Consider the following 19,933-nt stretch of genomic DNA (forward strand, 5'->3'; position numbering starts at 1 on the left):
GGACACAGGGGAGAGTCATGACCGACAAGACGATGGGTGCCGTCCGGGTACACGCCTTCGGCGGCCCGGACGTGCTGCGCTACGAGCAGGTGCCGGTGCCCGAGCCGGCGCCCGGCGAGGTGCTGGTGGAGGTGCACGCGGCCGGGCTCAACCCGCCGGACTGGTACGCCCGGATCGGCTTCACCAACATCCCCGCCGAACTGCGGGCCCGGCTGACGCTGCCGTTCACACCGGGCACGGACATCTCCGGCGTGGTGGTGGCCCTCGGGCCGGGGGACACCGGCTGGTCCGTCGGCGACGAGGTGTTCGGGCTGGTGCGGTTCCCCTCCGCCGGCGACGCCGGCCGCGGGTACGCCCAGTACGCGACGTCGCCGGGGACGCACCTGGCGCGCAAGCCCACCGGGCTGGACCACGTGGGCGCCGCCGGGATCCCGATGGCCGGACTGACCGCCTACCAGTACCTCTTCGACCACATCGGCCTGGAGCGGGGCCCGGGCTCGGGGGCGGGCCGGACGGTGCTGGTCAACGGCGCGGCCGGCGGGGTCGGGCACTTCACCGTCCAGCTCGCCAAGGCGATCGACGCCGAGGTGGTCGCGGTCGCCAGTGGGCGGCACGAGGAGTTCCTGCGCGGCCTCGGCGCGGACCGCTTCGTCGACTACACGACCACCGCCGTCGAGGACGTCGTGGACGGGGTCGACCACCTCGTCGACACCGTCGGCGGCCCCGACGGCCACCGCCTCCTGCGGGTCGTGCGACGCGGCGGCACCCTCAGTCCGGTCTTCCTCGGGGAGTACCACCGCGAGCGCGCGCAGGAGCTGGGCATCACCTTCCCCTCCGGCCAGGTGCACTCGGACGGGGCGCAGCTGGGCGAACTGGCCCGGCTGGTCGAGCAGGGCCTGCTCACGGTGGGCGTGGACAGCGTCTTCCCGCTCGACCGCGCGGCCGACGCGCACGAGCGGGCGGAGCGCGGACACATCCAGGGCAAGATCGTCCTGCGGGTGGCCGGGGAGGGCTGAGCCGCCGACCGCGGCCGGCCCGTCACGGGGGTGCCGGCCGGCCGCGTCGGGTCAGCCGAAGGTGAGGTCGGTGCAGGGGTCGGTGTCGGCCGTCCGCGCGTTCTCGGCGATGCCGGACGGGATGCTCGACGGGATCGCGCCGGGCATGGCACCCGCTCCGGCGGTCGCGGCGGCGGCCGCGACCGGCTCGTAGTCGCGGCCGAGGGTGATCACCGTGCTCTCGGCCCCGGGCTCGGCGACCAGCCGCGCGCCGGGGAAGAGCGCGGCGAGCTGCTGGGCGACGGCCTGCCGGGCCGGCGGGTAGGTGATGTCCGTGGTGAGGCGGCCACCGCCGCTCGCGTCGAGGGTGACGTCCAGGTAGCCCCTGGAGCGGAGGGTCTCGGCGGCGCGGCCGGCCAGCCCGGCGGTCTTCGTCCCGTTCACGACCACGATCGGGCCGGCGGTCGCGGCGAGCGCGGTCGGGCTGCCGGGGGTCGGGGCGAGGGCGCTCGGCGCGAGGGTGCTCGGGGCGGGAGTGACGTCCGCGACGGAGGTCGGGGCGGGGGCGGCGACCGGCCCGGTCGCGCCGGTCGGAGCGGCCGTGGCGGCCGGGACCTGGCCCGGGGCGCCGGGTACGGCGGGGGAGGCGGTGGGGGACGGCGACGCCGGGTCGCCCTGGCCGGTCGCCCGGCCGTCGAGGGTGCGGTCCTGGCGGAGCAGCGTCCAGAGGGTGTCCACGTCGGGGTGGACCAGTGCGACCCGGTCGCCGGCGAAGCGCCAGGGGGTGGTGACGAAGGTGATGTCGGCGAGCTTGATGTTCTGCAGCGACTGCGCGAAGTCGACCAGCTTCATCGCGGTGCCCAGGCCCTCGTCCACCGTCAGCGAGCGGGTGGCGGCGTCGGCGAGCGGGAGCAGGGTCGGCAGCGAGAAGCCCTGGCCCTGGACCTTCTTGATCATCGAGGAGAGGAAGGCCTGCTGACGCTTCATCCGGCCGATGTCCGAGTTGTCGCCGAACCCGTAGCGGGCCCGGAGGAAGTCGACGGCCGGCTGCCCGGAGATCTTCTGCGGGCCCTTCTTCAACCGGATGGCGTGCGAGTTCACGTCGTTGGGGACGCATATGTCGACCCCGTTGATGGCCTCGGTCATCGCCGCGACGCCCCGGAAGTCCACCACGACGGTGTGGTCGATCCGCAGCCCGGTCAGCGCCTCCACGGTGTTCTGGGTGCAGGCCGGGTTGCCGTTGGGGAACTCGCCGACGGTGAAGGCCTCGTTGAACATCTGGTTGGTGCGCGGCGTGGTCCAGCTGCCGTTCTGCAGCTTGCAGGCCGGGATGGTGACCAGGGTGTCGCGGGGGATCGAGACGCCGACGGCGTGCTTGTGGTCGGCGTAGACGTGCAGCAGGATCGCGGTGTCGGAGTGGCCCACGCCGATGTCGCCGCCGCCGAGTTCGTCGTTGCCGCCCTCCCGGGTGTCCGACCCCAGCAGCAGGACGTTCACCGGCAGCCGGGCCCCGGGCGTCACCGGCACGGGGGCCGGCGGGCGACTGGTGGCGACGCCGCCCGGGTCGAAGGTGCTGATGTTGGTGTCGAGCCGGTGGTAGAACCAGGCCCCGGCACCGGCGATGGAGAGCACCAGGACGGCGGTGAGCCCGATGGCGGTGCGGGCGAGTCGTCGTCGCCGGGGCGTGCCGCTGCGCCGGCCGTCACTACGGCCGTTCGTGGGATCGGTCATCGCCCCTGCTGCTCCCTCTGTGGCCGCCGGCCGGCCGGCGGTCTGGTCTCAGAGGTAAGACGCTTCGGGAGACTGTTCGGTTACATTGTGGGCCGCCCGAACCGGCTGGTGTGACACGTCTCACGCTCCGTGCCCGGTTGCGGCGGCCTCCCGCCGCCTCGGCGTGCCCTCCGCGGTGGGGCGCGGTGGTGCGGGTCAGGCGGTCGGGCCTGCGGGGGCGGCGGGCTCGGCGGGGCCGCCGTCGGGGCCCACGCCTTCGAGCATCCGGCGCAGCAGGTCGCGCAGCGTGGTCCGCTCCTCGTCACCGAGGGCGGCCAGCGGCTCGCGGGCGAAGTTCAGCGACTCCCGCAGCTCCTCGGAGGCGTCGGAGCCGGCTTCGGTCGCGGCGACCAGCTTGACCCGGCGGTCGTGCTGGTCGGCCTCCCGGGTGACGAAGCCGCGGGACTCCAGGCGGTCCACGATGCCGGTGATGTTGGACGGCTCGCAGCTGAGGGTCTGGGCGATGTGCCGCATCGGCATCGGGCCCCGGCGGAGCAGGGCGAGCACCTTGGCCTGGGCGCCGGTGAGCGAGCGGGCGGCGGCGGCCTCCTCGTACTCGCGGTGGAAGAGCGCGACCAGGTTCGCCATGAGGTCCACGACCTCACGGGTGATCGCATCGGTCGGCGGCGGGGCGACCTCGGTCGGCTGGGTGTCCATACCGCTCAGTCTACCTGAACATTTGACAACATGAACCTTTCATGCCCACGATTGCTTTATTGCCTCAACCTTTCAGGTTGACGGGCAATCCCGGGAGCAGTCGAGCCGCCCCGGGACGGACCGCCGCAATCGCAAGGAGAGACCGATGGCAGAGCAGGCAACGCCCACCCTCGCCCGTGAATGGCACCTCGCCGCCCGCCCGCAGGGCTGGCCGACCCCGGCGGACTTCGCGCTGGTCGAGGCGCCCGTCCGGCAGCCGGGCCCGGGCGAGATCCTGGTCCGCAACGAGTACCTGTCGGTCGACCCGTACATGCGCGGCCGGATGAACGACGTGAAGTCGTACGTGCCGCCGTTCCGGCTCGGTGCGGTGATGGACGGCGGCGCGGTCGGCCGCGTGGTCGCCTCGCAGGCCGAGGGCATCGCCGTCGGCGACGCCGTCCTGCACGGGCTCGGCTGGCGCGAGTACGCCACCCTGGACGCCGCCCGCGCGGTGAAGGTGGACGCCGACGCCGCGCCGCTCTCCTACTACCTCGGCGTGCTCGGCATGCCCGGGCTCACCGCCTACGCCGGCCTGCTCGCGGTGGCGGAGCTCAAGGAGGGCGACCGGGTCTTCGTCTCCGGCGCGGCCGGCGCGGTCGGCTCGCTGGTCGGCCAGATCGCCCGGCTGAAGGGCGCCTCCCGGGTGGTCGGCTCGGCCGGCTCGGCGGAGAAGGTCGCCAAGCTGGTCGACGACTACGGCTTCGACGCCGCCTTCAACTACAAGGACGGCCCGGTCCGCGAGCAGCTGGAGAAGGCCGCCCCCGAGGGCATCGACGTGTACTTCGACAACGTCGGCGGCGAGCACCTGGAGGCCGCGATCTCGGTGCTGAACGTGCACGGCCGGGCCGTGCTGTGCGGTGCGATCGCCCAGTACAACGACACCACCGCGCCGGTCGGCCCGCGCAACCTGGCGCTCGCCATCGGCAAGCGACTGCGCCTGGAGGGCATGCTGGTGGGCGACCACGCGGCGCTGCAGCCGCAGTTCACCGCCGAGGTGGCGGGCTGGCTGCGCGACGGCGGCCTGAGCTACGACGAGACGGTGGTGGACGGGGTGGAGCACGCCGCGGACGCCTTCATCGGCCTGCTGCGCGGCGGCAACACCGGCAAGATGGTCGTCCGGCTCGCCCTCTGACCCGGCCCGGCCGGCGCGCCCGCCGGTCGGTGCGCGCGGTGGCCGGCGCGCCTGCCGGCCACCGCGCGCGCCCCGCTCGCGGACCCGGTCTGGCGCCGTGTCAACCGCCCCGCCGCCCCCTCGGGCCGGCGGGGCGGTTTGCGTACCGGGCGCTGGGCGGGGCGTCGCACTCCCCCCTCCCGGCTCGATCCGACAGAGCGTCATCCGAGGTGGGGGGCGGCGCGGTACGGTGGTCCGGCCCGGTCATGGGGCCGTTCGGGGGAGAGATCCGACCGAGGGGTGGACCTCGTTGAGGATCCGACTAACATTGAGTGAAAGCCTGTCCGTTTTGCTCGTTTTAGTCGGTTAATGTCGGCTGACTCGGGTAACTGTGGATCAACTGCAGGCACGAGGCAGCTGGGGAAGGCGACCCTCGTCCACAGCCTGGAGGTCCCGGTGACGACACGTGGAGTCCTGTACATCCACTCAGCGCCCCGCGCGCTGTGCCCGCACGTCGAGTGGGCGGTGGCGGGTGTGCTCGGAGTGCGGGTGAGCCTCGACTGGATCCGCCAGCCGGCCGCGCCCGGACACTGGCGGGCCGAGTTCTCCTGGCAGGGGGAGCCCGGTACCGCGTCGAAGCTCGCCTCCGCCCTGCGCGGCTGGCAGTTGATGCGCTACGAGGTCACCAGCGAGCCCTGCGCGAGCGCCGAGGGCGAGCGCTACAGCAGCACGCCCGGTCTCGGGATCTTCCACGCCGTGACCGGCATCCACGGCGACATCCTGATCCCCGAGGACAGGCTGCGCGCCGTCCTGGTGCGGTCCCGCAACGAGGGCACCGACCTGGAGGCCGAGATCTCCCGGCTGCTCGGAAAGCCCTGGGACGACGAACTGGAGCCCTTCCGCTACGCGGGCGAGGGCGCCCCCGTGCGCTGGCTGCACCAGGTGGTCTGAGCCGCGCCGCACCCCGCGCCGCACCCCGCACCCCGCACCCCGAGCCGAGCTCCGCGCGCGGCCCCGGGTGCGCCCGCGCGCACCCGCACCCGCGTGGCGGACGTCATGAGGGTGGGGCCGGTGCTCCGTCGAGCACCGGCCCCACCCTCACGACCCGCGGCGGGTCCGCCCGAAGGGGCGGATCAGACGCTGCGGAACGCCAGCACCACGTTGTGGCCGCCGAAGCCGAACGAGTTGTTCAGCGCCGCGATCGGGCCCTCGGGCAGCTTGCGCGGCTCCCCGGTGACGACGTCGGCGTCGACCTCGTCGTCCAGGTCCTCCAGGTTGATGGTCGGCGGGGCCAGCCGGTTGTACAGGGCCAGCACGGTGGCGACGGTCTCGATGCCGCCGGCGCCGCCCAGCAGGTGACCGGTCATCGACTTGGTGGCCGACACGGCGATGTGGTCCAGGTGCTCGCCGAGCTCCTTGCGCAGCGCCTTCAGCTCCGCCACGTCACCCTGCGGGGTGGAGGTGGCGTGCGCGTTGACGTGCACGATCTCGGCCTTGTCCAGCTCGTTGCGGTCGAACAGGTCGGCCAGCGCGCGGGCCACGCCGGCGCCGGTCGGCTCCGGCTGCGCGATGTGGTGGGCGTCCGAGGACAGGCCCTGGCCGACCGCCTCGGCGTAGATCCGGGCACCGCGCGCGGCGGCGTGCTCGGCCGACTCCAGCACGACCACGCCCGCGCCCTCGCCGAGCACGAAGCCGTCCCGGCCCTTGTCGTACGGGCGCGAGGCGCGCTGCGGCTCGTCGTTGTTCTTGGACATGGCCATCATGTTGGCGAAGGCCACGATCGGCAGCGGGTGGATCGCCGCCTCGGTACCGCCGGCCACCACGACGTCGGCGCGGCCGCTGCGGATCATCTCGATCGCGTAGCCGATCGCCTCGGCGCCGGAGGCACAGGCGGAGACGGGGGTGTGCACGCCCGCGCGGGCGCCGACCTCCAGGCCGACGTTGGCCGCCGGGGAGTTCGGCATCAGCATCGGGACGGTGTGCGGGGAGACCTTGCGGACGCCCTTCTCCTTCAGCACGTCGTACTGGTCGAGCAGGGTGGTCACGCCGCCGATGCCGGAGGCGATGACGGCGCCCAGGCGCTCGGGGGCGAGCTTGGAGGACACGTCGGTGGCGGGCGTCTCGTAGCCGGCGTCGGCCCACGCCTCGCGGGCCGCGATCAGCGCGAACTGCGCCGAGCGGTCCAGCTTGCGGGCCAGCGGCCGGGGCAGGATCTCGCCCGGCTCGACGGCGGTGCGCGCCGCGATCCGCACGGGGAGGTCGGCTGCCCACTCCTCGGTCAGGACCTTGACACCGGAGCGGCCGGCGAGCAGGCCCTCCCAGGTGGAGGCGGCGTCGCCGCCCAGCGGCGTGAAGGCGCCGATACCCGTGACGACCACGGTGCGGTTTTCAGCGGTCACTGGTTTTTCTCTCTCACGTGTGGCGGGGGTCGGCGGCGCCGGGAGTGGGGCCCGGCCGGGGCGCTGCGCGGGCGGAGCGCCCCGGCCGGTTCAAGCGGTCGTACCGGTCGTACCGGTCGTGCTGACCGGTCCTGCGGTGCTGACCAGTACTCAGGCGTTGGCGAGGATGTAGTCCACGGCGTCGCCGACGGTCTTCAGGTTCTTGACCTCGTCGTCCGGGATCTTCACGTCGAACCGCTCCTCGGCGGCCACGACGACCTCGACCATGGACAGCGAGTCGACGTCCAGGTCGTCCGTGAAGGACTTGTCGAGCTCGACGTCCTCGGCCGGGATACCGGCGATCTCGTTGACGATCTCAGCGAGACCTTCCAGGACCTCGTCCTTGGTAGCCATAGTGGCTGCTCCTCTTCGGTGTAGATGCGGTTGCCCGGCGGGCGGCCGCAGGTCTTGTTGGGTACGGCGGGTGTGCCTAGGGGAGCGTAACGACTGCTGCCGCGTAGACCAGACCCGCCCCGAACCCGATGATCAGGGCAAGGTCGCCGCTCCGGGCTTCGCCGCTCTCCAGCATGCGTTCCATCGCCAGCGGGATGGAGGCCGCCGAGGTGTTTCCGGTCTCGGCGATGTCGCGGGCCACCGGCACCGACGCGGGCAGCTTGAGCGCCTTGATCATGGCATCGGTGATCCGCATGTTGGCCTGGTGCGGGATGAAGGCGCCGAGCTGGTCGGCGGTGATCCCGGCGGCGTCCAGCGCCTGCTGGGCGACCTTGGCCATCTCCCAGACGGCCCACCGGAAGACCGGCTGGCCGTCCATCCGCAGGGCCGGCCACTTCTGCTCCTCGCCGACGCCGTTGACGGCGTCCTGCTTGGCGAAGGCGGTGTCCCAGGCCTGGGTCTGCGAGATGACGTCCTTCTGGGAGCCGTCGGAGCCCCAGATGACCTTGCCGATCCCCGGCGTGTCGGACGGGCCGACGATGGCCGCGCCCGCGCCGTCACCGAAGATGAAGGCGGTCGAGCGGTCCGAGGTGTCGGTCAGGTCGCTCAGTCGCTCGACGCCGATCACCAGCACGTACTCGGCGCTGCCGCCGCGGATCATGCCGTCCGCCAGGCCCAGGCCGTAGCCGAAGCCGGCGCAGGCCGCGGAGATGTCGAACGCCGGGGCCGTCCCGCAGCCGAGGCGCTGGGCGATCTCGGTGGCGATGGCCGGGGTCTGCTTGAGGTGCGAGACGGTCGCGACGATCACGCCACCGATCTGCTCGGCGCTGATCCCGGACTGCGCGATCGCCTTGCCGGCGGCCTGCACCGACATCTCGGCGACGGTCTCCTCCGGGCCGGCCCAGCGGCGCTCGGCGATCCCGCTGCGGCTGCGGATCCACTCGTCCGAGGAGTCGATCCAGTTCAGCACCTCGGAGTTCGGGATCACCCGGACCGGGCGGTAGCCGCCGACCCCGTGGATGCGCGAGAACGCGGCACCGGTGGCAGGACGGATCTGGGGGGTGCTCATGCGTTCAGCTCCTGACCGCCGGTCGCCTGGGTGCCGTGCTCGGCCACCAGCGCGCGCGCCTTGTCGAGATCGGCAGGGGTCTTCAGGGCCAGCGTCGCGACACCCTTGACGTTGCGCTTGACCAGGTTGGTGAGAGTGCCGGCCGGCGAGAGCTCGATCACGGCGGTCGCGCCCAGCTGCTGCAGGGTCTCCATGCAGAGGTCCCAGCGGACCGGGTTGGAGACCTGCGACACCAGCCGGTCCAGCACCTCGGTGCCGGACCCGACGACCTCGCCGTCACGGTTGGAGACGTAGCTCAGCGTCGGGTCGGCGACCCGCAGGGTCGGGGCGAGCTTGGCGAGGCGCTCCACACCCGGAGCCATGTGCTCGGTGTGGAAGGCGCCCGCCACCTTGAGCGGGATCACCCGGGTACCGGTCGGCGGGTCGGCCTTGAGGGCCTCCAGCTGCGCCAGGGTGCCGGCCGCGACGATCTGGCCGCCGCCGTTGTTGTTCGCGGCGGTCAGGCCGTGCTCGGCGAGCTTGGCGGCCACGGTCTCCGGGTCGCCGCCGAGCAGCGCGGCCATGCCGGTCGCGGTGGCCGCGGCGGCCTCCGCCATCGCCAGGCTGCGCTCCCGGACGAACTCCAGCGCGTCGCTCTCGCTCAGCACCCCGGCGGCCGCCGCGGCGGTGATCTCACCGACGCTGTGACCTGCCACGGCGCCCGCGACACCGGTCAGTCCGTCCGGCAGCAGCGCGCCGGCGGTCACCAGCCCGGCGGCCACCAGCAGGGGCTGGGCGACGGCGGTGTCCTTGATCTCCTCCTCGGAGGCCTCGGTTCCGTAGCGCACCAGGTCGAGCCCGGCGACGTCCGACCAACCACGCAGGCGGTCGGCGACGCCGTCCACCTCCAGCCAGGGGCTGAGGAATCCGGGAGTCTGGGCACCCTGTCCAGGGGCGACGATTACGAGCACGGTTCAAGCCTCTCTTGCCAGGCACCCGGGGGCGGGTAGGCGACGGTAACGAAGAAAAGCACGTGGGATTGTGGGGTCCCTACAGCGCTGTCAGTTCTGGTCCCCGACCGTGCCGAGCCGGCCCAGTGCGAGTGCGATGCGCAGCGTGAAGGCCGAACGTACGTCGGAGGGAGCATAGCCCGTGACGTCAGTCACACGTCGGAGCCGGTAGCGCACCGTGTTGGGGTGAACGAAGAGCATCCGCGCGGCGCCCTCAAGTGAGGACGCCTGCTCCAGGTAGACACTCAGCGTCTCCAGGAGTGCCGAACCCGCCTCGTCCAGCGGTGTGTAGATCTCCTCCACCAACTGGCGGCGCGCCGCCTTGTCCCCGGCGAGCGCGCGCTCCGGCAGCAGATCGTCCGCGAGGACGGGTCGCGGGGCGTCCGGCCAGGCCGCGCAGGCCCGCAGGCCGGCCGCCGCCGCGTGCGCCGACCTGGTCGCCGACAGCAGGTCCCCGACGGTCGGGCCGACCACCACCGGCCCCGGGGCGAACTGGCCGATCAGCGCCCGGGCCGCGTGCACCGGCTCCTTGTCGCCGCCGACCACCACCACCAGCCGCTTGCCCAGCACACCGGTCAGGACGTGCAGCTTCGCGTACCTGGCGGCCCGTCGGATCGCCTCCACCACGAGCTCGCTGTCCCCGTCCGGGGCACTGCCCATCACCACCCGGACCTGGCTCGGCTGGCCCCAGCCGAGTGCCGCCGCCCGGGACAGCACTCCCTCGTCCGCGTCACCGGAGAGCAGCGAGTTGACGACCAGGGCCTCCAGCCGGGCGTCCCACGCCCCGCGCGCCTCCGCCGCCTGGGCGTAGACCTGCGCGGTGGCGAAGGCGATCTCGCGGGCGTAGACCAGCACCGACTCCCGCATGTCGGCCTCGTCGCCGGGAGCGGCCACCTCCTCGATGGCCTCCTCCATCACCTCGATGGTGGTGCGGATCAGCTCGACGGTCTGACGCAGCGTGATGGCCCTGGTCAGCTCGCGCGGCGCGGTGCCGAAGACGTCCGTGGAGATCGCCTGCGGGGCGTCCGGGCGCCGGTACCACTCGGTGAACGCGGCGATGCCCGCCTGGGCGACCAGGCCGATCCAGGAGCGGTGCTCCGGCGGCATCCGGCGGTACCAGCCGAGCTGGTCGTCCATCCGGGCGATCGCGGCCGAGGCCAGCTTGCCCGACGACTTCTCCAGCCGTTTGAGGGTCGCGACCCGGCGCTCCGCGCGGTCGGCCAGCAGCTTGCGCTCCTGCGCGGTCAGGCGCGGCGCGGCCGTCCGGCCCGCCCGGGGCGCGGCGGCCCGCCCGGCGCTCTTCGCGGCAGCGGGCCGGGCGGCGCCGGACTTGCCCGCTGCGGACTTGCTGGCTCCGGCCTTGGCGGCGCCCGGGGTGGCGGCCTGGGCCGCGCCGGTGGCGTCGTCGGGCGTGTCGGACTGGTCGTTCTTGGCGTTCGCGGAGGCGGCTGGCACAGGACAAGACTGCCTCACCCGGGTGACTGCTCGTGCACAGCCCCTCCGATCCGTCCCGGTGGCGGCGATCACACGGGCTACCGTGGGCCCCGTGACCGACGCCGCCATCCGCCCCCGTTCCGACCTGCGCCGCACCGCCGAGCGGTACCTCTCGACCCCGGCCGAGGGAGTCGAGACCCGGCACGCGTTCTCCTTCTCCGGGCACTACGACCCGAAGAACACGCACTTCGGCGCCCTGCTCGCCTGCAACGAGGAACGGCTCGCGCCCGGCGCCGGCTTCGACGAGCACCGCCACCGCGACACCGAGATCCTCACCGTCGTCCTGGAGGGCGCCCTCGCCCACCGGGACGACGAGGGGCACAGCGGCGTGGTGCGCCCGGGCATGGTGCAGCACCTGAGCGCGGGCTCCGGCGTCGCCCACTCCGAGCGCAACGTCGGCGGGGCCCGGGTGCCCGTCCGCTTCGTCCAGATGTGGCTCCAGCCCGACGTCTTCGACGCGCCCCCCGGGTACGGGCTGCGCCGGGTGGAGCCGGCCGCGGACGGGTTGACGCTGCTCGCCTCCGGGCTGGAGCGCGACGCGGCCACCCCCGCCCTGCGGCTGCGCCGCTCGGACGCCGCACTCTGGCTGGTCACGGCCGGGCCCTGGCTGCCGCTGCCGGAGCTGCCCGCCGCCGTCTACCGCTACGCGCACCTGACGGCCGGCTCGCTGGGCTTCCGGACCGTCCGCGGACCGCAGGGCGGCGGGCGCTCGATGGAGCCCGGGGACAGCGTCCGGATCAGCGGCGACGCCTTCGCCGACCCGACGGCGGGCGAGCACGGCGCCGAGCTGCTGCTCTGGGAGATGCACTCGCCCGTCGCGTACGGCTGACGGCTCACGGCCGGGGCAGGGGTCGGGCCGGCGGGGCTCAGCCGTCCAGCTCCTCCAGGACGGCGTCGGTGAAGGCGGGCCAGGCCTCGGCCGCCCACGGGCCGAAGTCGCGGTCGGTGAGGGCGATGCAGGCCACGCCGGCGGTCGGGTCGACCCACAGGAAGGTGCCGGACTGGCCGAAGTGGCCGAAGGTGGCCGGCGAGCTGCTGGTGCCCGTCCAGTGCGGCGCCTTGTCACCGCGGATCTCGAAGCCGAGGCCCCAGTCGTTGGGCTTGCGGTGCCCGAAGCCGGGCAGCACCCCGCTCAGCCCGGGGAAGGCGACGAACCGGGTGGCCTCCTCGACGGTCGAGGGGTCGAGCAGGCGGGGGGCCTGCAGCTCGGCGGCGAAGCGGGTCAGGTCGGCGACGGTGGAGACGCCGCCGGCGCCGGCCGGCGAGCGGTGCGCGGTGTCCAGGTAGGTCGCCCGCATCCCCAGCGGCTCCAGCACCGCCTCCGCGACGTACTGCGCGAACGGGATGCCGGAGGCCTTGGCCAGGGTCTCGGCGAGCACGTCGAAGCCGGCGTTGGAGTACAGCCGGCGGGTGCCCGGCGCCGCCATCGTCCGGTGCTCGTCGAAGGCGAGTCCGGAGGTGTGGGCGAGCAGGTGACGCACCGTCGAGCCCTCCGGGCCCGCCGGGTCGTCCAGCTCGAAGACCCCCTCCTCGACCGCGACCAGCGCCGCGTACGCGCTGAGCGGCTTGGTCACCGACGCCAGCGGGAACGGGTGCTCCTGCGGCCCGTCGCTTCCCAGCAGCGCGCCGTCCGTGCCGCGCACCACGGCCGTCGCCGCGTTGGCCACCGGCCAGTCCTCGATCATCCGCAAGCTCTGCATGGGCCCGACTCTAGCCAGTGATCCGGGGCAGGTCGCGTGCGAGGCTTGCTTTGAGTGCGCTCCAACTCACTAGCGTCGTAGTCACCGCAGACCAGGGGGTCCAGCCCATGCCGACCACACTCACCGAGGCCACCGCCGCCCCGACCGCCACCGCCCCGACCGCCGCCCCGGCGACGGACGGTCGCGCCGGCGCCGGCGCCACTGTCACGGCGACGGCGACGGCGACGGCGACCGCGGATGCCGGGCTGCGGAGCTGCGGCGACGCCTACCGTGCGCCGGACGGCACCCCCGACCGGTCCCCGCGGCACACCATCAGCGAGGTCGCGGCGACCACCGGGCTCACCGCGCACACCCTGCGCTGGTACGAGCGGATCGGCCTGCTGGACCCGGTCGACCGGACGTACTCCGGCCAGCGCAGGTACAGCGACGGCGATCTGGCCCGGCTGGGCTTCCTCGGCCGGCTCCGACTGACCGGCATGTCGGTCGCCGACATGCTCCGGTACGTCGAGCTGGCCCGGCTCGGCGAGGAGACCTTCGCCGAGCGGCGCGACCTGCTGGTCGCCCACCGCGAGGAGGTGCGGCAGCGGCTCGCCGACCTGCACGCGACCCTCGCCGTCCTCGACCACAAGATCGATCTGTACGCCGGCGTCCGGCCGACCGGAGCGGCGCAGCCAGGGCCTTCGCGGACCGCCGGACCGGAGCGGCAGCCCGAGGCGCGGCGCCGCCCCGAGGCCTCGCCGGCTCCCGCCACCCGGCCCCCACACAAGCAGAGGAAGCAGAGCGCATGACTCTCCCCACCACCACACTCGGCAACAACGGACCCACCGTCGGCGTCCAGGGGCTCGGCTGCATGGGCATGAGCGAGTTCTACGGCCCGACCGACACCGTCGAGGCCCTCGCCACCCTGGAGGCGGCGCTCGACCTCGGCGTCACCCTGCTCGACACCGCGGACGCCTACGGCTCCGGCCACAACGAGGAGCTGATCGGCTCGTTCGCCCGGGCCCACCGGGACCGCGTGGTGCTGGCGACCAAGTTCGGCATCGAGCGCCGCGACGACGACCCCGTCCACCGGGGGGTGCGCAACGACCCGGCCTACGTGCGGTCGGCCGTGGACGCCTCGCTCCGCCGGCTCGGCGTGGACGTCATCGACCTCTACTACATGCACCGCCGCGACCCGGCCGTGCCGCTGGCCGAGTCGGTCGGCGCGATGGCCGAGCTGGTGCGCGCCGGCAAGGTGCGCCACCTCGGACTCTCCGAGGTCACCGGCGCGGAGCTGCGCGAGGCGCACGCCGTGCACCCGATCGCCGCGCTCCAGTCGGAGTGGTCGATCTTCTCCCGGGACGTCGAGCGGACGGCGGTGCCCGCCGCCGCCGAACTGGGCGTCGCCTTCGTGCCCTACTCGCCGCTCGGCCGGGGCTTCCTGACCGGCGCGTTCACCGCGGCCGAGGAGCTCGCCCCGGGCGACTACCGGCGCCGCCACCCGCAGTTCAGTGGCCCGAACGCGGCGGGCAACGCCCGGCTGGTCGAGCCGATCCTGAAGATCGCCGCCGAGCGCGGGATCGGCGCGGCGCAGGTCGCCCTGGCCTGGGTGCACCAGCGCGCCGAGGTGCACGGCCTGCCGGTCGTCCCGATCCCGGGCACTCGCCGGCGGAGCCGGCTGGTCGAGAACACCGCCGCCGCCACCCTGCGGCTGACCGCGGAGGAGCTCGCCGAGCTGGAGCCGATCGCCGGCCGGGTGGCCGGGACCCGCTACGCCGACATGTCCTTCACCTCGGCCGGGCGCGAGTAGCCCGCCCGGCTACGGCGGGCCGCCGGCGCCGGGGTCGGGTACCCGCGCCCGGGTCAGGTTCCCGCGGCGGGCCGGGTACGGGGGCGGGCCGACCGCCGCCGTGCCTCCGGCCGCGCGCGTCCGCTCAGACCTCGCGGCCGAGCCAGCCGGCCAGCCGGGTGTACGGGTCCGCGTCCGCCGGGACGGGCCGCACCTCGCCGAACGGGACGAAGCCGCGGATGTCGGCGGGCAGCACGGCCTCGGCGATGCCCAGCGCGGCCAGGGCCAGGTTCTCGTCCAGCGCCGTGTCGGAGCCGAGTGCCCGGGCGATGTCCCAGGAGTGCATGACGGCCTCCATCACGTAGCCGCCCACCGCGCCCCGGCCGGGCACCTCGCCCCAGGGCGCCACGGACGGGCGGTCCAGCCTGGCGTCCTCGGCCCAGGCGGCCGTCACCCGGGCGCGGGCCCGGTCGAGGGCGGCCGGCCACTCGTCGTCCTCGATCTCGCCGCAGGAGGCCGCGACGTCCTGTGCCCGGCCGCCCTCGCCGATGTAGGCGAGCCGGTGGACGCCGCCGACCGTGTGGCTGAGCAGCGCCGCGAGGTCGTACTCGGTGCAGGGGGTGGGGCGGCCGAGGGCCTCGGGCGTCAGCTCGCTGAAGACCTTCTCCAGCTGGCCGAGGGCGAGCCGGTACAGCGGGCGCGGGTCCTGGGTGGTGTCCATGCGGTCTCCAAGCGATGAGCGGTTTCTGCTTCGGGACGCACTCTGGCGGCAATACCTGACATCCTCCGTCAGGTATTCCTGGCATTCTCGACGTCATGAAAGCCGACCGGCTGCTGTCGATCCTGCTGCTGCTCCAGACCCGTGGACGGGTGTCCGCCACCGACCTGGCCGACCGCCTGGAGGTGTCCGTCCGCACCGTCTACCGCGACGTCGAGGCCCTGTCGGCGGCCGGGGTCCCGGTCTACACCGAGCGCGGCCGGCACGGCGGGGTCAGCCTGCTGCCCGGCTACCGCACCGACGTCACGGGCCTGACCGGGGACGAGGCCCGGGCGCTGTTCGTGCTGGCCGCCGGGGGCGCGCACCGCGCGCTCGGCCTCGACGACGCCCTCGGCTCGGCGCTGCGCAAGGTGATGGCCGCGCTGCCCGCCCCGCACCGACCGGCCGCCGAGCGGACCAGCGAACGCGTCCTGGTCGACCCGGAGCGCTGGATGCGCGCCGGCCCGCCCGCCACCGACCTCGGCGAGTTGCAGCGGGCCGTGTTCGCCGACCGGCGGCTGCGGTTGGCGTACCGGCACAGCGGTGCGACGGGGCCGGCCGACTACACCGTCGACCCGTACGGCCTGGTGAGCAAGGCCGGCGTCTGGTACCTGGTGGCGGACCTGGACGGCGGGCCGCGGCTGTTCCGGGCCGACCGGGTGTCCGCGGCGGAGACCCTGGACGAGCCGGTGCGACGGCGTCCGGGGGCCACCCTGGGCGGCGTCTGGGCGGAGCTGCGCGAGCAGGTGGAGCGGCTGCCGGTCGAGGTGCCGGTGCTCGTGCGGGTGCACCGGGCCCGGCTGGACATGTTCGTCCGGATCCACGGCGCGCTGCTGGCGGGGCCGCCGCCGCAGGCGCCGGCCGGCGAGTGGACCGAGCTGCGGATGTGCTTCCGGGCCGTGCCGGCCGTCCGGGCCCTGCTGGCCTTCGGCGCGGACGTCGAGGTGCTGTCGCCGCCCGAGGCCCGCCGGGAGCTGGCCCGGGCGGCCGCCGAGGCGGTGCGGCTCTACCGCCCGGAGGAGGACCGCGCGGGGACGGGCCCGGCGGCGCACTGACCGCCCGGTCAGCCGACGTCCCGGCCGCCGGTGGCGGCGGGTCGGTCGTCGCGGCCGGCTGCGCTCCCGCGGCCGGCGGCGAGCTCCCGTACCGCGTCGGCGACGGCTCGGAAGTCCCGGCGGAGGACCTTGGAGTGGTTGCTCGCGACCTTCGCGGCGACCCGGATGTTCGGGTTGCCGACGAGCACCGGGTCGAGGTTCGCGCGGATCCGCTCCATCAGCTCCGCCTCGCCGCCCAGGTTGCCGCCGGTGGCGAGCACGTACCGGACGGGCACGGTCAGGCCGTCGAGGACCGGGCCGAGGGCGGCGGGCGCACAGAGCTCGTTGATCTCGATGTTGATCTCGGCGTGCTGAGCGGCGCTCATGCGCGCCGCCAGGCCGAGCGGGCGGGCGATCGGGAAGAGCGGGCTCAGCCGGCGGAACAGCTTGCGGATCTGCGCCCGGGCGGCGTCGTCCAGCCAGTCGTGCGGCAGGGCGCCGTCCACCGACACCGCTCCCAGCACGCGGTCCGGGTTCCGGGCGGCCCAGTGCACGGCGAGCATGGCGCCGTAGGACCAGCCCACCAGGATCGGCCGGTCCACGCCCCTGGCGACGAGAACGGCGTCGAGGTCGCGCAGGCACGCCTCGAAGGAGTAGTCCGCGGCGCGCTTCGACCCGCCGCGGGCGCGCTCGTCGTAGCTGATGTGCCGGTAGTCGCCACCGAGCTCGGTGATGACGCGCCGCCAGTGCGACCGGTCGGCGTAGGAGCCGTTGAGGTAGACCACGGGTCGGCCGGGCCCGCCGGTGTCGGTCACGGCCAGAGCGGTGTCTTCGATCGACACCATGCCGGTCCAGGTGGACGGTGTGGCGGTCAAGGTGTGCCTTCTTCCGGGGGCTGAGGTGGACGGGGAGCGGTGGACGGCGCCGTCGCCGCGGGAGGCGCGGCCGAGCGTTTCGACGGTCAGGCCGGCCTCTTCGGGCGGCGCGGCTGTGGGCCTCAGAGGCTGCGGGCGGTGATGTCGCCGAGGGCGGTGGTGGCGTGGATGGTCAGGGTGGCGGCGCCGTCGGTGTTCCTGAGCGCGTTGTGGACCCGGCCGAGGGCGGTGCCGGCGTCGAGGGAGGCGGATACGCCGCGGGCGGCGCCGACCTCGATGTGGCCGGCGTCGGTGCGCAGGGTGACGGTGCCGCGGACGGCCTCGGTGATCCGCAGGTCGCCCTGCCGGGTGCTGATCCGGGCGGGGCCGCCGAGGCGGCCGACCGCGATGTCGCCGGCCTGCAGGGCGAGCTCGGCGGCGGCGGTCTCGTCGAGCTTGACCGTGCCCGCGGCGGCCTCGAAGGTGACGTCGCCCAGGCGTCCGACGCCGCGCAGTTCGGCGCTGGCGGCCTTCGCCTCGACCCGGGAGCCGGCGGGCAGCTGGACGGTCACCTCGACGGATCCGGGGTTGCCGAGGATCCGGTTCGCGGCCGGTGCGGCCTCGATCCGCAGGACACCGTCGCCGTAGCTGACCTGGACCCGCTCCGCCGCCTTCACGTCGCGGCCCTTGGAGGCGTCCGCGGGCAGGACCTCGACGGTGGTGTCGGGGCGGTCGGCGGCGATGAACCGGATGCGGCCCGCGGGGACGTCGAGGACGGCGGCGATCGGGGCGAGGGTGTCGAACTTCTGCATGGTGCTCTCTCCTTCTTCAGCGGCGGGCTCCTTGTCGGCCTGCCGTTTCTGATGATGGAAAAGCTACGTTGCATTTATTGATCAGGCAACAGGCTCGTTGCATAGAAATGGCATCACTGCAGCTCAGAGGCAATAAATCGTTGCAATGGTCTGGAGTTTAATGCAATGGGCGCGCGTCGGCTCATTGCAATGAGTTGAAGGTGAACGCTATCGCGAGGTGCCGCGGACGGCCCGTGAGCCCGGAGCGCCGACCTGTGCGCCGAGGTGGCACGGCGGGGCACCGGCGCACGGCGGGGCGCCGGCGCCCTCGCCTCCGGGGCGGAGGGGGAGGCCGGGGCCGCTGCGAAGTGAGTCCGGGTGCCGCTCGGGGCGGAGTCCGGCGCCGGCGCACGGCCGGCGCACCGCCGACCGCCTCAGGGCCGACCAACGGCCGGGCTCAGGGCCGACCAACGGCCGGGTGTCGGGTTCCGCTCCGGTGCACCGCGGGCCCGGAGCCCGCTCAGCCCTCCGCGGTGAGGGTGTGGCTGACCGCCCGGTAGTGGCCGAGCGCGATCGAGGCGAAGTTCTGCAGGCTCTCGGTGCCGGTCGCCAGGTACCCGTTGTGGCCGGCCGCCCCCGCCGAGGAGACCTCCTCGGCTCCGAAGCCCCCGTCGGTCGGGTCGGCGCCGTGACCCAGCCCGCCGACCTCCAGGTACGGCACGTTGCCGATCCAGTCGGTGGGGTTGCGGGTCGCCCAGACCTGGACGCCGCCGCCGAGCTCGGTGGCGCTCTGCACGCCCATGCCCGGGCTGCCGAACACCACCACGTCGGTGATTCCGGCCGGGTGGCCGTCCGTCCCGGTGGCGGGCGGGATGTCCGGTGCGGCGATGCCGCAGACCACCGATCCGTACGAGTGGCAGAACAGGGCCGGCGGGGCGGTGGGGGCGGTGGTCTCCTTGAGCCCGCCGAGCAGTCGCTCCAGGCGGGGGGCCGCGACGTCGGCGAGGCGGGAGGTCACCGCGTCCGGGCCGAGGCCGGAGGGGGTCACGTAGCCCGTCCAGGCCACCACGGCGGTGGTCGTGCCCGGGGCCTGGCGCTGCTCCTCGGCGAGCAGGGCGCGGGCCATGCCGGCGGGGGAGCGCAGCGGGTCCGCGGCCTGGTCGTGGTGGCCGAGGTCGGCGTCGGAGCCGGGGACGAGCACGGAGACCCGCTGGGCGTGGGCGAGATCGCCGAACACCTCGCTGACCAGCCCGCGGCCGCGCGGGTCGAAGGCCAGGATCTGGCGGCCGGGCTCCAGCAGGTGATCGCAGTCGTTGGCGCGCGAGACGGCGAGCGCACGGGTGGTGGCGTCCAGTTCGCGGTCGGCGGCGCGGGCCTTGGCCCGCTCGCTCTCGGCAGCGAGGGCCAGCCGGTTGGCGCGGTAGCGGACGGCCAGCGGGGCGCCGTCGAAGTTGCCGACCACCAGCGGGTACTCGGCGACCAGGCGGTCCAGTTCGGCGGGCGTCAGGGAGGCGAAGAACGCGGCGACCGAGCTGGGTGCGGTGGTGGCGGGATCGGGGAGCGTACGGCCCAGGGAGTGGTCCTGCACCCAGGCGGCGCTGCCGGCCGGAGGCGTCGCGATGGCGACCTGCTCGGTGGACGCCGCCGCCTGGGCCGCGGCCGCACCGGCGTCGACGAGTACCGCGCATCCCGCGAAGGCGCCGATCAGTACACGCTTCCAACGCCTACGGCGCATGGCGTCAACTCCCTCGGGGACCCGTGACCGTCACTGCGGGCGGGGCCCGGAGGTGGTACGACTGCCTACTGCTCCGGCAAGCGTAGGTGGTCGGGAGGAGCGATGGGCGAGCGTCAAACTGTGGGATGGGTCACATGCCCGTCCGTCCGGCCCGTGTCGCCCCGCTGAACCGGGAGTTTCGCCCCGATGCACTCTGCGGCCCCGGTGATCCGCCCGCGCGCGTCGCGGTCCGGGGCCGGGCACCGGGCGCCCGGCGGCGCGGGTCGGGGGGGGCCCCCCGCGGGGGCCCCGCGCCCCCCCGCGGGGGGCGGCGCCCGGGCCCCCCCCCCGGGGAACCGG

19 protein-coding genes are annotated in these 19,933 nt (G+C 74.3%); 7 read left to right on the forward strand and 12 right to left on the reverse strand.

Annotation, left to right across the window (positions count from 1 at the left end; genetic code table 11):
* The first annotated feature begins 17 nt into the window (after positions 1-17).
* Positions 18-1,016 (forward strand): NADP-dependent oxidoreductase, encoded by a 999-nt coding sequence (locus ACFTWP_RS13620; RefSeq protein ID WP_380264671.1) that lies wholly within the window; start codon positions 18-20, stop codon positions 1,014-1,016.
* Between the two features lie 51 nt (positions 1,017-1,067).
* Here the strand turns inward: ACFTWP_RS13620 and ACFTWP_RS13625 are convergent, their stop codons facing one another.
* Positions 1,068-2,726, reverse strand: a complete 1,659-nt coding sequence (locus ACFTWP_RS13625) for an LCP family protein (protein ID WP_380264672.1) — start codon at positions 2,724-2,726, stop codon at positions 1,068-1,070.
* Positions 2,727-2,921: 195 nt separating this feature from the next.
* Positions 2,922-3,422, reverse strand: a complete 501-nt coding sequence (locus tag ACFTWP_RS13630; RefSeq protein WP_380264673.1) for a MarR family winged helix-turn-helix transcriptional regulator — start codon at positions 3,420-3,422, stop codon at positions 2,922-2,924.
* Between the two features lie 145 nt (positions 3,423-3,567).
* Between ACFTWP_RS13630 and ACFTWP_RS13635 the strand changes: the two genes are divergently transcribed.
* Positions 3,568-4,593 (forward strand): NADP-dependent oxidoreductase, encoded by a 1,026-nt coding sequence (locus ACFTWP_RS13635; RefSeq protein WP_380264674.1) that lies wholly within the window; start codon positions 3,568-3,570, stop codon positions 4,591-4,593.
* Positions 4,594-5,028: 435 nt separating this feature from the next.
* Complete coding sequence (locus ACFTWP_RS13640) at positions 5,029-5,523, forward strand: DUF3145 domain-containing protein (protein WP_380264675.1); 495 nt, start codon at positions 5,029-5,031, stop codon at positions 5,521-5,523.
* Positions 5,524-5,705: 182 nt separating this feature from the next.
* Here ACFTWP_RS13640 and fabF read toward each other — a convergent pair whose 3' ends face one another.
* The 5 genes from fabF to ACFTWP_RS13665 form a co-directional block, all read right to left on the reverse strand.
* A complete protein-coding gene (gene fabF / locus ACFTWP_RS13645; protein ID WP_380264676.1) occupies positions 5,706-6,971 on the reverse strand; it encodes a beta-ketoacyl-ACP synthase II in 1,266 nt (421 codons plus the stop codon).
* Between the two features lie 150 nt (positions 6,972-7,121).
* Positions 7,122-7,364: an acyl carrier protein gene (locus tag ACFTWP_RS13650; RefSeq protein ID WP_100890366.1), complete on the reverse strand. Its 243-nt coding sequence runs from the start codon at positions 7,362-7,364 to the stop codon at positions 7,122-7,124.
* 76 nt (positions 7,365-7,440) lie between these two features.
* Positions 7,441-8,472, reverse strand: a complete 1,032-nt coding sequence (locus tag ACFTWP_RS13655; protein ID WP_380264677.1) for a beta-ketoacyl-ACP synthase III — start codon at positions 8,470-8,472, stop codon at positions 7,441-7,443.
* Positions 8,469-9,422: an ACP S-malonyltransferase gene (locus ACFTWP_RS13660; protein ID WP_380264678.1), complete on the reverse strand. Its 954-nt coding sequence runs from the start codon at positions 9,420-9,422 to the stop codon at positions 8,469-8,471. Before ACFTWP_RS13660 ends, ACFTWP_RS13655 begins: the two co-directional genes overlap by 4 nt.
* A gap of 90 nt (positions 9,423-9,512) precedes the next feature.
* On the reverse strand, positions 9,513-10,688 hold the full coding sequence (locus ACFTWP_RS13665) for a PucR family transcriptional regulator (protein ID WP_380264791.1): 1,176 nt from the start codon (positions 10,686-10,688) through the stop codon (positions 9,513-9,515).
* Between the two features lie 319 nt (positions 10,689-11,007).
* Here ACFTWP_RS13665 and ACFTWP_RS13670 point away from each other — a divergent pair, with 319 nt between their 5' ends.
* Positions 11,008-11,784: a pirin family protein gene (locus tag ACFTWP_RS13670; protein WP_380264679.1), complete on the forward strand. Its 777-nt coding sequence runs from the start codon at positions 11,008-11,010 to the stop codon at positions 11,782-11,784.
* Positions 11,785-11,821: 37 nt separating this feature from the next.
* On the opposite strand, the gene ACFTWP_RS13675 is transcribed toward ACFTWP_RS13670, so the two are convergent.
* A complete protein-coding gene (locus tag ACFTWP_RS13675) occupies positions 11,822-12,655 on the reverse strand; it encodes a serine hydrolase domain-containing protein (protein WP_380264680.1) in 834 nt (277 codons plus the stop codon).
* A gap of 107 nt (positions 12,656-12,762) precedes the next feature.
* Between ACFTWP_RS13675 and ACFTWP_RS13680 the strand changes: the two genes are divergently transcribed.
* Both ACFTWP_RS13680 and ACFTWP_RS13685 read left to right on the forward strand, forming a co-directional pair.
* Entirely contained in the window at positions 12,763-13,443 is a 681-nt protein-coding gene (locus ACFTWP_RS13680) for a MerR family transcriptional regulator (protein WP_380264681.1), read from the forward strand.
* On the forward strand, positions 13,440-14,444 hold the full coding sequence (locus ACFTWP_RS13685; protein WP_380264682.1) for an aldo/keto reductase: 1,005 nt from the start codon (positions 13,440-13,442) through the stop codon (positions 14,442-14,444). The genes ACFTWP_RS13680 and ACFTWP_RS13685 overlap by 4 nt, the downstream gene beginning before the upstream one ends.
* A gap of 124 nt (positions 14,445-14,568) precedes the next feature.
* On the opposite strand, the gene ACFTWP_RS13690 is transcribed toward ACFTWP_RS13685, so the two are convergent.
* Positions 14,569-15,144 carry a TIGR03086 family metal-binding protein gene (locus ACFTWP_RS13690; protein WP_380264683.1) on the reverse strand — a complete coding sequence of 192 codons (576 nt, stop codon included), beginning with the start codon at positions 15,142-15,144 and terminating at the stop codon, positions 14,569-14,571.
* A gap of 95 nt (positions 15,145-15,239) precedes the next feature.
* On the opposite strand from ACFTWP_RS13690, the gene ACFTWP_RS13695 reads away from it, so the two are divergent.
* On the forward strand, positions 15,240-16,235 hold the full coding sequence (locus tag ACFTWP_RS13695; RefSeq protein WP_380264684.1) for a helix-turn-helix transcriptional regulator: 996 nt from the start codon (positions 15,240-15,242) through the stop codon (positions 16,233-16,235).
* Between the two features lie 8 nt (positions 16,236-16,243).
* Here the strand turns inward: ACFTWP_RS13695 and ACFTWP_RS13700 are convergent, their stop codons facing one another.
* The 3 genes from ACFTWP_RS13700 to ACFTWP_RS13710 all read right to left on the reverse strand — a co-directional run bounded on the left by ACFTWP_RS13700 (position 16,244) and on the right by ACFTWP_RS13710 (position 19,594).
* On the reverse strand, positions 16,244-17,089 hold the full coding sequence (locus tag ACFTWP_RS13700; protein ID WP_380264685.1) for an alpha/beta fold hydrolase: 846 nt from the start codon (positions 17,087-17,089) through the stop codon (positions 16,244-16,246).
* A 122-nt stretch (positions 17,090-17,211) separates the two neighbouring features.
* Entirely contained in the window at positions 17,212-17,880 is a 669-nt protein-coding gene (locus ACFTWP_RS13705; RefSeq protein WP_380264686.1) for a DUF4097 family beta strand repeat-containing protein, read from the reverse strand.
* A gap of 499 nt (positions 17,881-18,379) precedes the next feature.
* Positions 18,380-19,594: an alpha/beta hydrolase gene (locus tag ACFTWP_RS13710; RefSeq protein WP_380264687.1), complete on the reverse strand. Its 1,215-nt coding sequence runs from the start codon at positions 19,592-19,594 to the stop codon at positions 18,380-18,382.
* Positions 19,595-19,933: the final 339 nt, after the last annotated feature.

Source organism: Kitasatospora sp. NPDC057015 (assembly GCF_042673745.1).
Taxonomy (GTDB): Bacteria; Actinomycetota; Actinomycetes; order Streptomycetales; family Streptomycetaceae; genus Kitasatospora.